We start from the raw sequence: 13,226 nt of genomic DNA, 5'->3' as shown, positions 1-13,226 counted from the left end.
CACACCTGCCCTCTATTCGTTTGCACCGCAGCTTTGCGGCTGATAATGAGGCCAAACGATGAAAAGCCTGACAGATCCGGTGACTATGATGACCGAACGCCGCGCCACCATCTCGCGCAAGACCAACGAGACCGCCATCTCCGTGACCGTCGATCTCGACGGCACCGGCAAGTCGTCCATCAAGACCGGCATCGGCTTCTTCGACCACATGCTCGACCAGCTGTCGCGCCATTCGCTGATCGACATGGACATCGATTGCAGCGGCGACCTGCACATCGATGATCACCATTCGGTGGAAGATACCGGCATTGCCATCGGCCAAGCGATTTCCAAGGCGCTCGGCGACCGGCGCGGCATCACCCGCTATGCCTCGATCGACCTTGCCATGGACGAAACCATGACCAAGGCGGCCGTCGATCTTTCCGGCCGGCCCTTCCTTGTCTGGAACGTCACCTTCAGCGCGCCGAAGATCGGCACATTCGATACCGAACTGGTGCGTGAATTCTTCCAGGCCCTTGCCCAGAATGCCGGCATTACGCTGCATGTGATGAACCATTACGGCGCCAACAACCACCACATCGCCGAAACCTGCTTCAAGGCCGTGGCGCGGGTGTTGCGCCAGGCAACCGAAATCGATCCGCGCCAGGCGGGACGGGTGCCATCCACCAAGGGCACGCTGGTCTGACGCCCGTCAGGAGGACCTTTGAAACGCTATATCATCCTGACGCCACCGGGCGGTCCTCTGCGCGATCATCGCACCACGCGCTTCATCGCGGACAGGATGTCGCTGCTGGCACTCCTGTTTCCAAGCCCCTGGCTTTTGCTGCACCGCTGCTGGTGGAGCGGCTTTGCCGCCCTCGGGATACAGCTGCTAGCCGGATGGCTTGCTGACCAGCCGGGGTTTTTCTGGGCGGGAACGCTGTCCAGCCTGGCGCTCGGTCTTCTGATCGGGCTTGAGGCACGCCATTTGCAGGTGAAAAGCCTGATGCGGCGCGGCTGGCGCGAAGAAGCGGTGCTGCTAGCGCCGGACCTTGCCACCGCCGAGGCGATGTTTTTTGCCAGCCTGCCAGAGCCGGAAAAATTTGCGGTTCCGGCAGCCCACTGGACCAAAATCTCCCCGCGCCACGATGGCCCCGCTTACGGCGGCCCGGCGCTTGGGCTTTTCGATATGGGGAAGGGACGCTGATGCGCGTTGCAATCATCGACTACGGATCGGGCAATCTTCGCTCCGCCACCAAGGCCTTTGAGCGGGCCGCGCGGGAAGCTGGCCTTGATGCGACAATCGAGCTGACCGATAGCCCTGACATCGTGGCAGCAGCCGATCGCGTCGTTCTGCCCGGCGTCGGCGCTTATGCCGATTGCCGTCGTGGCCTTTCCGCGGTCGAGGGAATGGAAGAGGCCCTGTTCGATACGGTCAAGACAAAAGGCCGTCCCTTTCTCGGCATCTGCGTCGGCATGCAGCTGATGTCCTCGCGGGGTCTGGAAAAGGACGTGACGAAAGGTTTTGGCTGGATCCGCGGCGACGTCAAGGAAATGACGCCGTCCGACCCGACGCTCAAGATCCCGCAAATCGGCTGGAACACGCTGACGCTTCACCGCCCGCACGCCCTCTTCGAGGGCATCCCGACCGGCCCGGACGGCTTGCATGCCTATTTCGTGCATTCCTATCACTTGGCGGCAGAAAACCCTGACGATATCGTGGCGACCACCGATTACGGCGGGCCGATGACGGCGTTTGTCGCCCATGAAAATACCGCGGGCGCGCAATTCCATCCGGAAAAGAGCCAGACGCTCGGCCTTGCCCTCATCTCCAATTTCCTGCGCTGGAAGCCCTGACATGATCCTCTTTCCCGCCATCGACCTGAAAGACGGCCAGTGCGTTCGCCTGAAGCTTGGCGACATGGACCAGGCGACCGTCTACAATCCTGATCCCGCCGCCCAGGCGAAAGCCTTCGAAGACCAGGGGTTCGAGTGGCTTCATGTGGTGGATCTCGACGGCGCCTTTGCCGGCGAAAGCCGCAATGGCTTTGCCATCGATGCCATTTTGAAGGCGACGAAAAACCCGGTTCAGCTCGGCGGCGGTATCCGCACACTCGATCATATCGAGGCCTGGCTTTCGCGCGGTCTGGCCCGCGTCATTCTCGGCACCGTTGCCGTGCGCGATCCGGCGCTGGTCATCGAGGCCTGCAAAAAATTCCCCGGCCAGATTGCTGTCGGCATCGATGCCAAGGGCGGCAAGGTGGCGGTGGAAGGCTGGGCGGAAGCCTCCGAACTCGGCATCGTGGAGCTGGCGCAAAAGTTCGAGGGCGCCGGCGTTGCAGCCATCATATACACCGATATCGACCGCGACGGCATTCTGGCCGGAATCAACTGGGCATCCACGCTGGAACTTGCCAACAGCACCTCGATCCCGGTGATTGCCTCCGGTGGCCTTGCCTCCATCGACGACATCCGCCGCATGCTGGAACCCGATGCGAAAAATCTCGAAGGCGCCATTTCCGGCCGCGCGCTCTACGATGGCCGCATCGATCCAGCAGAAGCACTGGCGCTTATTCGTGCTGCCAAGGGAGGCCGTGCATGACCCTTAAAGCCCGCGTTATCCCCTGCCTCGACGTGAAGGACGGCCGCGTGGTGAAGGGCGTCAATTTCGTTGACCTCATCGATGCCGGCGATCCGGTGGAGGCGGCCAAGGCCTATGATGCGGCCGGCGCCGACGAGCTTTGCTTCCTCGACATCACCGCATCCTCTGACAATCGCGATACCATCTTCGAGGTGGTGGCTGAGACGGCGGAGCACTGCTTCATGCCGCTGACGGTCGGCGGTGGCGTGCGCGCCGTCTCTGACATCCGAAAGCTGCTGCTTGCCGGGGCCGACAAGGTGTCGATCAATTCGGCGGCCGTCAACAATCCGGATTTTGTGGCGGAAGCCGCCGATAAATTCGGCAACCAGTGCATCGTCGTCTCGATCGATGCCAAGCGGCGCAGAAGCCAGGGCGTCGGCTCGGACAATCAGAGCGCCTGGGAAATCTACACCCATGGCGGACGCAACGCGACGGGTATCGATGCGGTGGAATTTGCCGTCCGCATGGTGGAGCGCGGCGCCGGCGAATTGCTCGTTACCTCCATGGACCGTGACGGCACCAAGGTCGGCTACGATCTGGAGCTGACGCGGGCGATTGCCGATGCGGTGCGCGTGCCGGTGATTGCCTCCGGCGGCGTCGGCAATCTGGACGATCTGGTGGCCGGCGTGAAGGAAGGTCACGCGACGGCGGTGCTTGCCGCTTCCATCTTCCACTTCGGCACCTATTCCATCGGTGAGGCCAAGCGCTACATGGCTGACCATGGCATTGCGATGCGGCTCGACTGAGGAGACACGATGACACAGTTTTCCCTCACCGATCTGGAGGCGATTGTCTCCGAGCGCGCCAAGGCCGACCCGCAAAGCTCCTGGACGGCAAAGCTTGTGTCCGCGGGCCAGGAAAAGGCCGCCAAGAAGCTGGGCGAAGAGGCGGTGGAAACCGTGATCGCCGCCATCCTCAACGATAGGCAGAACCTGACCGCCGAATCGGCGGACCTGCTTTATCATCTGATGGTCGTATTGAAGATTGCCGGTATTCCGTTGCAGGATGTGCTGGACGAACTTCAACGCCGCACGGCCCAGTCGGGCCTTCAGGAAAAGGCGAGCCGACAATCCCCATGACGATCGCCAGCCAAAGCGTTGAACCCGATATTCCGCCAAAGCCGTCTGCTGCCAGCAATTATTCACCGTTCTTCCTGTTTACCTCGGAGGAATGGTCGCATTTTCGGGCCGATACGCCGCTCACCCTGACAGCCGACGAAGTGAAGCGCCTGCGCTCGCTGGATGATCCGATCGATCTGGATGAGGTGCGGCGCATCTATCTGTCGCTGTCGCGCCTTCTGTCGGCCCATGTGGAAGCCTCGCAACTGCTGTTCCAGCAGCGCAACCGGTTCTTAAGCCTTTCGGACCAGGTCAAGACGCCCTTCGTCATCGGCATTGCCGGTTCGGTTGCGGTCGGCAAATCCACCACGGCCCGTATCCTGAAGGAGCTTCTGGCGCGCTGGCCCTCAAGTCCCAAGGTCGACCTCGTCACCACCGACGGGTTTCTCTACCCCAATGCGGTCCTTCGCCGGGAAAACCTGATGGAGCGCAAGGGGTTTCCGGAAAGCTACGACATCGGCGCGCTCTTGCGTTTTCTGTCGGCCATCAAGGCCGGGAAGCCGAATGTCATGGCGCCGCGCTATTCGCACCTTACCTATGACGTTCTGCCGGATGAGCATACGATCGTCGACCGGCCGGATATCCTCATTTTCGAGGGTATCAACGTGCTGCAATCGCGCACGCTGCCCGTCGATGGCACCATCGTGCCGATCGTTTCGGATTTCTTCGATTTCTCGATCTACATCGACGCGGACGAGGGCCAGATCCACAACTGGTATGTGGAGCGCTTCATGCGCCTGCGGGAAACGGCATTCCGCGATCCCAATTCCTTCTTCAACCGCTATGCGACCATCGATGAGGCGGCGGCACTCGCGATCGCTGAAGGGCTTTGGAGCAATATCAACCTGAAGAATCTGCGCCAGAACATCCTGCCGACGCGCCCGCGGGCCGATCTCATCCTGCGCAAAGGCAGCAACCACTTCATCGAGACGGTGGCGCTGCGTAAACTGTAGGCTATCTATCGCTGGCGATGAAAATCCATCGTCATCGATTGACCCTTCGCAGCGTCAGATTGATGCGGCCGCCATTCTTCAGAAGTGTCGAGGTGCCGGGAAAAATGCGGTCGACGCCGTGAAAAGCCAGCCGCCCCTCCCCGCCCAGCACGACAGCGTCGCCGCTTTGCAGCCGGAAAGAGCCGGTCTTGTCCGTGCGCTCCAGCCCACCGACCCGAAACAGGCAAGTATTGCCGAGCGACAGGGACAGGACGGGCGCATCCAACGCCTCTTCGTCACGGTCCTGGTGCAGGCTCATGCGGGCATCATCCGCGTAAAAATTGATGAGGCAGGCTTCCGGCGGCTTCGGATAGCCGGCAAGCCTCTCCCAGATCGCGAGAAGTTCATCCGGAATGGCGGGCCAAGCTTCTCCCGTTGCAGGATGATGCGGCTGGTAGCGATAGCCGCGTTCCTTGTCTGTGACCCAGCCGAGGGATCCGCAATTGGTCATGCGTACCGACATGGGTTTTCCCGTCCGCGGCAGGACGGGCACATAAAGAGGGGCCTGCACCACGATGGCCCGAACGGTCTCGACAAGCCGGACCTGGGCCTCGCGATCAAGAAATTCCGGCAGGTGCCGGATACCATTGAGAAGCGTTGCCATGCCGTGCCCCCTCAATCGCCGCCGGGGCGACCCCGCATCTTCTTGACTTCCGAGCGTCCGGATTTTTCCTTCAGCCGCCGTTCAATCGAGCCCTTGGTGGGCTTGGTCTTGCGACGTGGCGGCGGTGGCGGCTTGGCCGCGTCGAGCAGCAGTTCCTTCAGCCGTTCGCGCGCGTCTTCCCGGTTGCGGTCCTGGCTGCGAAAACGGTTGGCCTCGATGATCAGCACGCCATCCTTGGTCAGGCGCCGGCCGGCAAGCTGCGCCGCATTGGCCTTCACCCGGTCGCTGAGCGCCGGCGATCCCATCAGGTTGAAGAACAGCTGGACGGCGGTCGATACCTTGTTGACGTTCTGCCCGCCGGGGCCGCCCGCCAGAACGAACTGTTCCGTCAGCTCCCATCCGGCGATGGTGATGCGGCTGTTGATGACAAGGGGATCGCTGGCCATGGTTCTTCTCCGGCGCCCTCTATTTCACAAAACCCGCAAAAAGAAAACCGCCGGCCCCTGAAGGACCGGCGGTGCTCATTGTTCCACGTGAATCCTCACTCGGCGGCGGCAAGCACGCCCGGCGCTGCATCGCGCACCTTGCTGTCCACGTGGTTCTCGAACTTGGTGAAGTTCGTAATGAACATGTTGACGAGCTTGGTCGCCTGGGCGTCGTAGGCGGCGCCATCGGCCCAGGTGGAGCGCGGGTCGAGGATGGTGGTATCGACGTCCGGAACGGCAACCGGAACGGCAAAGCCAAAGTTCTCGTCGGTGCGGAACTCGACCTTCTTCAACTCGCCGGTGAGCGCCGCCGTCAGAAGCGCGCGCGTCGCCTTGATCGGCATGCGCCGGCCAATGCCGTAAGCGCCACCGGTCCAGCCGGTGTTGACCAGCCAGCAATCAACCTCATGCTTGGCAATCAGATCGCGCAGCAGATTGCCGTATTCCGTCGGGTGGCGCGGCATGAAGGGAGCGCCAAAGCAGGTCGAGAAGGTCGCTTCCGGTTCGGTCACGCCCTTTTCCGTGCCGGCAACCTTGGCGGTGTAGCCGGAAAGGAAGTGGTACATGGCCTGTTCCGGTGTCAGCCGGGCAATCGGCGGCATCACGCCGAACGCATCGGCCGTCAGCATGATGATCGTCTTCGGATGCGGCGCAAGACCGGTGGCCGAGGCGTTCGGGATAAAGTGCAGCGGATAGGCGCTGCGGGTATTTTCCGTGAGCGAGGTATCGTCGAAATCCGGCACGCGGTTTTCGTCCATCACGACATTTTCGAGCACGGTGCCGAAACGGCGCGTGGCCGCATAGATTTCCGGTTCGGCCTCGGCCGACAGGCGGATCGCCTTGGCATAGCAGCCACCTTCGAAGTTGAAGATGCCGTTTTCGCCCCAGCCATGCTCGTCATCGCCGATCAGCGTGCGGTTCGGATCGGCAGACAGCGTCGTCTTGCCGGTGCCCGACAGGCCGAAGAACACCGCCGAATCACCGTCCGGGCCGACATTGGCCGAGCAGTGCATGGGCATGACGCCCTTTTCCGGCAGCAGATAGTTGAGAACCGTGAAGACCGATTTCTTGTTCTCGCCGGCATAGGACGTGCCGCCGATCAGCACCAGACCGTTCGTCAGGTCGCAGGCAATCACCGTTTCCGTGCGGCAGCCGTGGCGGGCCGGATCGGCACGGAAGCTCGGCAGGTTGATGATCGTCAGCTTCTGCTGGAAGGAGGTCAGCGTCGCGCGATCCGGGCGAATCAGCAGGTTGCGGATGAACAGCGCATGCCAGGCAAGTTCGGTTACCATGCGGGTCGGCAGTGCATTGTCGGCATCGGCGCCGCCGATCAGGTCCTGCACATAGAGTGTGCGGCCGGCGGCATGCGCCAGCATGTCCTGGCGCAGGATCTCGAAATGCTCCGGCGACATCGGCTTGTTGTTGTCCCACCAGATTTTCGGATCGGTGTGTTCATCGCGAACGACAAATTTGTCCTTCGGCGAACGGCCCGTGTGCTGGCCGGTAACGGCCCGCAGGGCGCCGTCGATCGTCAGCTCCGCCTCACCTGCACGCAGGGCCGCCTCATACAGCTCGCTCTCGTTCAGATTGTAGTTGACGCGCGCCGCACCGCCAAGACCGATGGCTGCAATGCCATTCGACGGATTGTGAACACCGAGTGCCTCCATGTCGCGCTTCCCTTCAGCTGACGTTGGTAATGAGGGAACGCTAACCAGCGATTTTTAAAAGAGCAAGAGAGAAAATGGAATTAGGCCAATAAAATCAATTATTTAATCGATTTAAAAACTTTTCGTTCTGTTTAAATCGGTTTGAGAAGAACAATTCTCCCGATTCCGACACCGCCTTCCGGGCCCGCAAGTGCCGCGCCAAAATAGACGGCCCTTTATCTTTGCCACAATTTGTTCCACCTTTATCCCCAAGACACGCAAACCCGGGCAGTCGTCCGGCTGGGCCACAATCCAGGAGATGCGTTGAGAATGGCGGAGATAGACAGAATGCAGACAGTCGCGTTGGTGGACGACGATCGCAATATTCTAACGTCAGTGTCCATTGCACTGGAAGCGGAAGGATATCGCGTCGAGACCTATACGGACGGAGCGTCTGCACTCGACGGACTGCTTGCGCGCCCGCCGCAACTGGCGATCTTCGACATCAAGATGCCGCGCATGGATGGCATGGAGCTGCTGCGCCGGCTTCGCCAGAAATCGGACATGCCGGTAATTTTCCTCACCTCCAAGGATGAGGAAATCGATGAGCTGTTCGGCCTGAAAATGGGTGCCGACGATTTCATCACCAAGCCGTTTTCGCAGCGTCTTCTCGTCGAGCGCGTCAAGGCGATCCTGCGCCGCGCCACCAGCCGTGAAGGTCAGGCAGCGCCCGGCACGCCAAAAGCCATTGCCGATCAGGCGGCCCGCACGCTCGAGCGCGGACAGCTTGCCATGGACCAGGAGCGCCATACCTGCACCTGGAAGGGCGAGCCGGTGACGCTGACGGTGACGGAATTCCTCATCCTGCATTCGCTGGCGCAGCGCCCGGGCGTGGTAAAAAGCCGCGACGCCCTGATGGATGCCGCCTATGACGAGCAGGTCTATGTGGACGATCGCACCATCGACAGCCACATCAAGCGCCTTCGCAAGAAGTTCAAAATGGTTGACGGCGATTTCGATATGATCGAAACGCTCTACGGCGTTGGCTACAGGTTCCGCGAAGCGGCCTGACGCCGCAAACATTGCGCACGCACTTCGACCGCCCGGACGGCCGGCGGTCGCGTGAAAGGGAATGGCGTGGCCGACCAGACAATTCATTCCACCGAGACTGACGGGACGGAGGTGAAAGCCTCCCGCCCCGCCCGGCGGCTATGGTCGCATCCCTTCACGCTCATTCGCCGGATATTCGGCAATGCGGTGTTTTCCAGCCTGACGCGCCGCATCCTGTTCTTCAACATTGCAGCCACCGTGGTTCTGGTCGCGGGCATCCTCTATCTCAACCAGTTCCGCGAAGGCCTCATCGATGCCCGCGTCGAAAGTCTTCTGACGCAGGGCGAAATCATTGCTGGCGCGATTTCGGCCTCCGCCTCGGTCGATACCAATTCGATCACCATCGATCCCGGCAAGCTTCTGGAACTGCAAGCCGGCCAGAGCATCACGCCGGTGCCGAATGACGAGGATCTCGGCTTTCCAATCAATCCCGAGCGGGTGGCGCCGGTGCTGCGCCGGCTGATTTCGCCGACCCGCACGCGCGCCCGGCTTTTCGATGCAGACGCCAATCTTCTGCTGGATTCGCGCCATCTCTATTCCCGCGGCCAAGTGCTGCGCTACGACCTGCCGCCGGTCGAAAACGAGACGACCACCTGGAATGAATGGTTTGCCAGCATCATCAACCGCATCCTGCAGCCGGGCAATCTACCGGCCTACAAGGAAGCACCGGGCGGCGACGGCTCGATCTATCCGGAGGTGATGAATGCGCTGACCGGCGTACGCGGTGCCGTGGTGCGTGTGACCGACAAGGGCGAGCTCATCGTTTCGGTCGCGGTTCCCGTACAGCGGTTCCGTGCAGTGCTCGGCGTGCTCCTGCTGTCGACCCAGGCGGGCGACATCGACAATATCGTCCATGCGGAACGTCTGGCGATCATGCGCGTCTTCGGCGTGGCGACCCTCGTCAACATTCTTCTGTCGCTCTTGCTCTCCTCCACCATCGCCAATCCGCTGCGCCGGCTTTCGGCCGCCGCCATCCGGGTGCGCCGAGGGGTCAAGCAGCGCGAGGAAATTCCAGACTTTTCGGCAAGGCAGGACGAAATCGGCAATCTTTCGATTGCCCTGCGTGACATGACGAACGCGCTCTACGACCGCATCGACGCCATCGAAAGCTTTGCAGCCGATGTGAGCCACGAGCTGAAGAACCCCCTCACCTCGCTGCGCAGCGCGGTAGAAACTCTGCCGCTTGCGAAGAACGAGGATTCCAAGCAGCGCCTCACCGCCATCATTTTGCATGACGTGCGCCGTCTCGACCGGTTGATCACCGATATTTCCGACGCGTCGCGGCTGGATGCCGAACTCGCCCGCTCCGATGCGGCACCGGTCGACATGGAAATGCTGGCAAGCAATCTCGTCGAGATCTCGCGCCAGATCCGTACCGGCCGCAAGCCGGTCGAGATCGAGCTTTCGGTGGATCACAAGCCCGGCGTCAAGACCAGCTACCGCGTGCACGGCCATGATCTGCGGCTTGGCCAGATCATCACCAACCTGATCGAAAACGCCCGTTCCTTCGTGCCCGACCAAGGGGGGCGCATTACGGTGAAGCTGTTCAAGAACCGCGACAATTGCGTGGTGCAGGTGGACGATAACGGCCCCGGCATCCGCGCCGAGGATATCGACCGGATCTTTGAGCGCTTCTATACCGACCGTCCGGAGGGCGAGAGTTTTGGCCAGAATTCGGGCCTTGGCCTGTCGATCAGCCGCCAGATTGCCGAAGCGCATGGCGGCACGCTGAAAGCCGAAAATCTCTCCGATGGGAAATCCGTGACCGGAGCCCGCTTCACCCTGTCGCTTCCAGCCGGGGAGGCTGCGTGAGCCAAGGCAGGATCAACCTTCATGGCACGGCCGTCGTGCTCGGAACGCGGGGGATCGTGTTTTGCGGTCCCTCCGGCATCGGCAAGTCGACCTTAGCCTTTGCCTGTCTCAAAGAGGCGCGCCGCGCCGGGTGCTTCGCAGCCCTTATTGCCGACGATCAGGTTTTCATCGAGGCTCGCGACACTGCAGTGATTGCACAACGCCCGCCCTCCATTGCCGGCCTGATCGAGATCCGCGGCAGCGGCATTGCAAGCATCGCCAGTATCGGCAAAGCTGTCCTTCATCTTGCCGTCCGTGTCGAGGAAGAGGACAAAGCACAACGCCTGCCGCCCGACGATGAAAGGCTTGATCTTGGAACCGCGGGAAGCCTACCGTTGATCCGATTGCTGCAGGGCACACGCGATCCACTGGCCGTCATCGCCGCCCTTCGACCGGAATTTCGAGGAGAGCATCCATTTTGATGCATGCCATTCGACGATTTTTAGCTTGCACTTCGACTTTACATGGACAAGATGGCTTCCCACCGCCACTGGTCCTGTTGCAGTGCAAAAAGCGACCGCGCGTATCCATCTACTGGGGGGTGATTTCAATATGATAGGACTGGTGCTTGTCACCCATGGCAAGCTGGCTGAGGAATTTCGTCATGCCCTCGAGCATGTCGTGGGCCCTCAGAAAAACATCGAGACTGTCTGTATCGGTCCAGAGGACGATATGGACCAGCGGCGACAGGATATCGTGGATGCGGTTGGCGGGGTCGATAGCGGCAACGGCGTCATCATCCTTACCGACATGTTCGGCGGCACGCCCTCCAACCTGTCGATCTCCGTCATGAACAGCGGCAAGACCGAAGTGATTGCGGGCGTGAACCTGCCGATGCTGATCAAGCTCGCCGGCGTGCGCGCCGATAACGACATGGCAAAGGCTCTCGCTGACGCAGCCGATGCTGGCCGCAAATACATCAACGTTGCCAGCCGCGTGTTGAGCGGCAAATGAACACCCAGATGCAAGCCCTGACCCGAGAACTGCTGATCATCAACAAACGCGGCCTGCACGCACGCGCTTCGGCGAAATTCGTGCAGATGGTGACGGGTTTTGACGCGGATGTCAGTGTCTCCAAGGACGGCATGACCGTCGGCGGCACCTCCATCATGGGCCTGATGATGCTGGCCGCAAGCCCCGGCTGTTCCATCGAAGTGAGCGCCACCGGCACCGATGCCGAGGCAGCCCTTGAGGCGCTCACGCAACTCATCGCCGATCGATTTGGCGAAGAGATGTAACGATCATATAAAGACTTCTTTATATCATTATTGCTAGTTTTCGGGAAGCCTGCTAAACGGCAGGCAAGGTCGTTGCCCTGTGCGACGGCACCTGTGTTGCTGCTTGCCGATGAGCGGTAGCCCCTGCAAAGCTGGAGAGCCACCATGAGCATTGAGAAAGATTACATCGTCGCCGACATCGCGCTTGCCGATTACGGGCGCAAGGAACTCGACATTGCCGAAACCGAAATGCCGGGCCTGATGTCCTGCCGCGAGGAGTTTGGTACATCCAAGCCTCTGTCCGGCGCACGCATTTCCGGCTCGCTGCACATGACGATCCAGACCGCCGTTCTGATCGAGACGCTGAAGGTTCTGGGCGCCGACGTGCGCTGGGCCTCCTGCAACATTTTTTCCACCCAGGATCACGCCGCCGCTGCCATTGCGGCTGCCGGCATCCCGGTTTTCGCCGTCAAGGGCGAGAGCCTGACCGAATACTGGGATTACACCGACCGCATCTTCCAGTGGACCGATGGCGGCACCTCCAACATGATCCTCGATGATGGCGGCGATGCCACCATGTACATCCTGCTTGGCGCACGCGCCGAAGCGGGCGAGGATGTTCTGTCTGTTCCGGGCTCGGAAGAGGAAGAAATCCTGTTCGCGCAGATCAAGAAGCGCCTGAAGGCTTCGCCGGGCTGGTTCACCAAGCAGCGCGACGCGATCAAGGGCGTTACCGAAGAAACCACCACAGGCGTTCATCGCCTGTATGAGCTTGCCAAGAAGGGCTTGCTGCCCTTCCCGGCCATCAACGTCAACGACAGCGTCACCAAGTCGAAGTTCGACAACAAGTACGGCTGCAAGGAATCGCTGGTCGATGGCATCCGTCGCGCCACCGACGTGATGATGGCCGGCAAGGTTGCCGTCGTCTGCGGTTACGGCGACGTGGGCAAGGGTTCGGCCGCTTCGCTGGCCGGAGCTGGCGCCCGCGTCAAGGTGACGGAAGTCGATCCGATCTGCGCCCTGCAGGCCGCCATGGACGGTTTTGAAGTGGTGCAGCTCGAAGACGTCGTCTCGTCTGCCGATATCTTCATCACCACCACCGGCAACAAGGACGTCATCCGCATCGAGCATATGCGCGAGATGAAGGACATGGCGATCGTCGGCAATATCGGCCACTTCGACAACGAGATCCAGGTTGCCGCGCTGAAGAACCTCAAGTGGACGAACATCAAGCCGCAGGTGGACATGATCGAGTTCCCGAAGGGCAACCGCATGATCATCCTGTCGGAAGGCCGCCTGCTGAACCTCGGCAACGCCACCGGCCATCCGTCGTTCGTCATGTCGGCCTCGTTTACCAACCAGGTGCTCGGCCAGATCGAGCTGTTCACCAAGCCTGGCGAGTACAAGCCGGGCGTCTACATCCTGCCCAAGCATCTCGATGAGAAGGTCGCGCGCCTGCATCTGGCAAAGCTCGGCGTGAAGCTGACCGAGCTCTCCAGCGAGCAGGCGGCCTATATCGGCGTCTCCCAGCAGGGCCCGTTCAAGGCAGACCACTACAGGTACTAATTCTCACTAAAATATCC

At 61.0% G+C, this 13,226-nt stretch carries 16 protein-coding genes; 13 read left to right on the top strand and 3 right to left on the bottom strand.

All coding sequences use genetic code 11. The annotated features are described in order from the left end of the window. The first annotated feature begins 88 nt into the window (after nt 1-88). From hisB to coaA, 7 genes are read left to right on the top strand one after another with little or no spacing between them, the layout of a single operon-like run. Entirely contained in the window at nt 89-685 is a 597-nt protein-coding gene (gene hisB / locus J2858_RS21385) for an imidazoleglycerol-phosphate dehydratase HisB (RefSeq protein ID WP_210106911.1), read from the top strand. Between the two features lie 18 nt (nt 686-703). Continuing rightward, on the top strand, nt 704-1,186 hold the full coding sequence (locus J2858_RS21380; RefSeq protein WP_210106886.1) for a DUF2628 domain-containing protein: 483 nt from the start codon (nt 704-706) through the stop codon (nt 1,184-1,186). Beyond that, nucleotides 1,186-1,836 carry an imidazole glycerol phosphate synthase subunit HisH gene (gene hisH / locus J2858_RS21375; RefSeq protein ID WP_210106885.1) on the top strand — a complete coding sequence of 217 codons (651 nt, stop codon included), beginning with the start codon at nt 1,186-1,188 and terminating at the stop codon, nt 1,834-1,836. The genes J2858_RS21380 and hisH overlap by 1 nt, the downstream gene beginning before the upstream one ends. A 1-nt stretch (nt 1,837) precedes the next feature. Beyond that, entirely contained in the window at nt 1,838-2,581 is a 744-nt protein-coding gene (gene hisA / locus J2858_RS21370) for a 1-(5-phosphoribosyl)-5-[(5-phosphoribosylamino)methylideneamino]imidazole-4-carboxamide isomerase (protein ID WP_210106884.1), read from the top strand. Further along, nucleotides 2,578-3,366: an imidazole glycerol phosphate synthase subunit HisF gene (hisF, locus tag J2858_RS21365; protein ID WP_210106883.1), complete on the top strand. Its 789-nt coding sequence runs from the start codon at nt 2,578-2,580 to the stop codon at nt 3,364-3,366. The genes hisA and hisF overlap by 4 nt, the downstream gene beginning before the upstream one ends. A 9-nt stretch (nt 3,367-3,375) precedes the next feature. Further along, nucleotides 3,376-3,699: a phosphoribosyl-ATP diphosphatase gene (locus tag J2858_RS21360; RefSeq protein WP_210106882.1), complete on the top strand. Its 324-nt coding sequence runs from the start codon at nt 3,376-3,378 to the stop codon at nt 3,697-3,699. Further along, on the top strand, nt 3,696-4,691 hold the full coding sequence (gene coaA, locus J2858_RS21355; RefSeq protein ID WP_210106881.1) for a type I pantothenate kinase: 996 nt from the start codon (nt 3,696-3,698) through the stop codon (nt 4,689-4,691). Before J2858_RS21360 ends, coaA begins: the two co-directional genes overlap by 4 nt. Before the next feature lie 31 nt (nt 4,692-4,722). Here coaA and J2858_RS21350 read toward each other — a convergent pair whose 3' ends face one another. The 3 genes from J2858_RS21350 to J2858_RS21340 form a co-directional block, all read right to left on the bottom strand. Continuing rightward, complete coding sequence (locus J2858_RS21350) at nt 4,723-5,334, bottom strand: alpha-ketoglutarate-dependent dioxygenase AlkB family protein (RefSeq protein WP_210106880.1); 612 nt, start codon at nt 5,332-5,334, stop codon at nt 4,723-4,725. A gap of 11 nt (nt 5,335-5,345) precedes the next feature. Beyond that, nucleotides 5,346-5,780, bottom strand: a complete 435-nt coding sequence (arfB, locus tag J2858_RS21345) for an alternative ribosome rescue aminoacyl-tRNA hydrolase ArfB (RefSeq protein ID WP_210106879.1) — start codon at nt 5,778-5,780, stop codon at nt 5,346-5,348. A 95-nt stretch (nt 5,781-5,875) separates the two neighbouring features. After that, nucleotides 5,876-7,486: a phosphoenolpyruvate carboxykinase gene (locus J2858_RS21340; RefSeq protein ID WP_210106878.1), complete on the bottom strand. Its 1,611-nt coding sequence runs from the start codon at nt 7,484-7,486 to the stop codon at nt 5,876-5,878. Nucleotides 7,487-7,813: 327 nt separating this feature from the next. Between J2858_RS21340 and chvI the strand changes: the two genes are divergently transcribed. The 6 genes from chvI to ahcY all read left to right on the top strand — a co-directional run bounded on the left by chvI (nt 7,814) and on the right by ahcY (nt 13,209). After that, nucleotides 7,814-8,536 (top strand): two-component system response regulator ChvI, encoded by a 723-nt coding sequence (chvI, locus tag J2858_RS21335; RefSeq protein ID WP_210106877.1) that lies wholly within the window; start codon nt 7,814-7,816, stop codon nt 8,534-8,536. 81 nt (nt 8,537-8,617) lie between these two features. Beyond that, nucleotides 8,618-10,387, top strand: a complete 1,770-nt coding sequence (locus J2858_RS21330; RefSeq protein ID WP_348635515.1) for a sensor histidine kinase — start codon at nt 8,618-8,620, stop codon at nt 10,385-10,387. Further along, complete coding sequence (locus J2858_RS21325) at nt 10,384-10,848, top strand: HPr kinase/phosphorylase (RefSeq protein WP_210106875.1); 465 nt, start codon at nt 10,384-10,386, stop codon at nt 10,846-10,848. Before J2858_RS21330 ends, J2858_RS21325 begins: the two co-directional genes overlap by 4 nt. 130 nt (nt 10,849-10,978) lie before the next feature. Continuing rightward, nucleotides 10,979-11,380 (top strand): PTS sugar transporter subunit IIA, encoded by a 402-nt coding sequence (locus tag J2858_RS21320; RefSeq protein ID WP_210106874.1) that lies wholly within the window; start codon nt 10,979-10,981, stop codon nt 11,378-11,380. Nucleotides 11,381-11,388: 8 nt separating this feature from the next. Then, nucleotides 11,389-11,664, top strand: coding sequence for an HPr family phosphocarrier protein (locus tag J2858_RS21315; RefSeq protein ID WP_210106873.1), 276 nt, complete (start codon nt 11,389-11,391; stop codon nt 11,662-11,664). 144 nt (nt 11,665-11,808) lie between these two features. After that, a complete protein-coding gene (gene ahcY / locus J2858_RS21310) occupies nt 11,809-13,209 on the top strand; it encodes an adenosylhomocysteinase (protein ID WP_210106872.1) in 1,401 nt (466 codons plus the stop codon). Nucleotides 13,210-13,226: the final 17 nt, after the last annotated feature.

The organism is Neorhizobium galegae (genome assembly GCF_017877135.1).
Lineage (GTDB): Bacteria > Pseudomonadota > Alphaproteobacteria > Rhizobiales > Rhizobiaceae > Neorhizobium > Neorhizobium galegae_A.
Note: the sequence above shows the minus strand (reverse complement) of the source record. Positions and strands in the feature narration are given on the sequence as shown.

What these genes read in the sequence shown, in the direction of transcription:
- hisH (WP_210106885.1), top strand. Translation starts at nt 1,186, where the DNA reads ATGCGCGTTGCAATCATCGACTACGGATCGGGCAATCTTCGCTCCGCC.
- ahcY (WP_210106872.1), top strand. Translation starts at nt 11,809, where the DNA reads ATGAGCATTGAGAAAGATTACATCGTCGCCGACATCGCGCTTGCCGAT.
- hisB (WP_210106911.1), top strand. Translation starts at nt 89, where the DNA reads ATGACCGAACGCCGCGCCACCATCTCGCGCAAGACCAACGAGACCGCC.
- chvI (WP_210106877.1), top strand. Translation starts at nt 7,814, where the DNA reads ATGCAGACAGTCGCGTTGGTGGACGACGATCGCAATATTCTAACGTCA.
- J2858_RS21340 (WP_210106878.1), bottom strand. Translation starts at nt 7,486, where the DNA reads ATGGAGGCACTCGGTGTTCACAATCCGTCGAATGGCATTGCAGCCATC.
- J2858_RS21315 (WP_210106873.1), top strand. Translation starts at nt 11,389, where the DNA reads ATGCAAGCCCTGACCCGAGAACTGCTGATCATCAACAAACGCGGCCTG.
- J2858_RS21320 (WP_210106874.1), top strand. Translation starts at nt 10,979, where the DNA reads ATGATAGGACTGGTGCTTGTCACCCATGGCAAGCTGGCTGAGGAATTT.
- coaA (WP_210106881.1), top strand. Translation starts at nt 3,696, where the DNA reads ATGACGATCGCCAGCCAAAGCGTTGAACCCGATATTCCGCCAAAGCCG.
- hisA (WP_210106884.1), top strand. Translation starts at nt 1,838, where the DNA reads ATGATCCTCTTTCCCGCCATCGACCTGAAAGACGGCCAGTGCGTTCGC.
- J2858_RS21350 (WP_210106880.1), bottom strand. Translation starts at nt 5,334, where the DNA reads ATGGCAACGCTTCTCAATGGTATCCGGCACCTGCCGGAATTTCTTGAT.
- hisF (WP_210106883.1), top strand. Translation starts at nt 2,578, where the DNA reads ATGACCCTTAAAGCCCGCGTTATCCCCTGCCTCGACGTGAAGGACGGC.
- arfB (WP_210106879.1), bottom strand. Translation starts at nt 5,780, where the DNA reads ATGGCCAGCGATCCCCTTGTCATCAACAGCCGCATCACCATCGCCGGA.
- J2858_RS21360 (WP_210106882.1), top strand. Translation starts at nt 3,376, where the DNA reads ATGACACAGTTTTCCCTCACCGATCTGGAGGCGATTGTCTCCGAGCGC.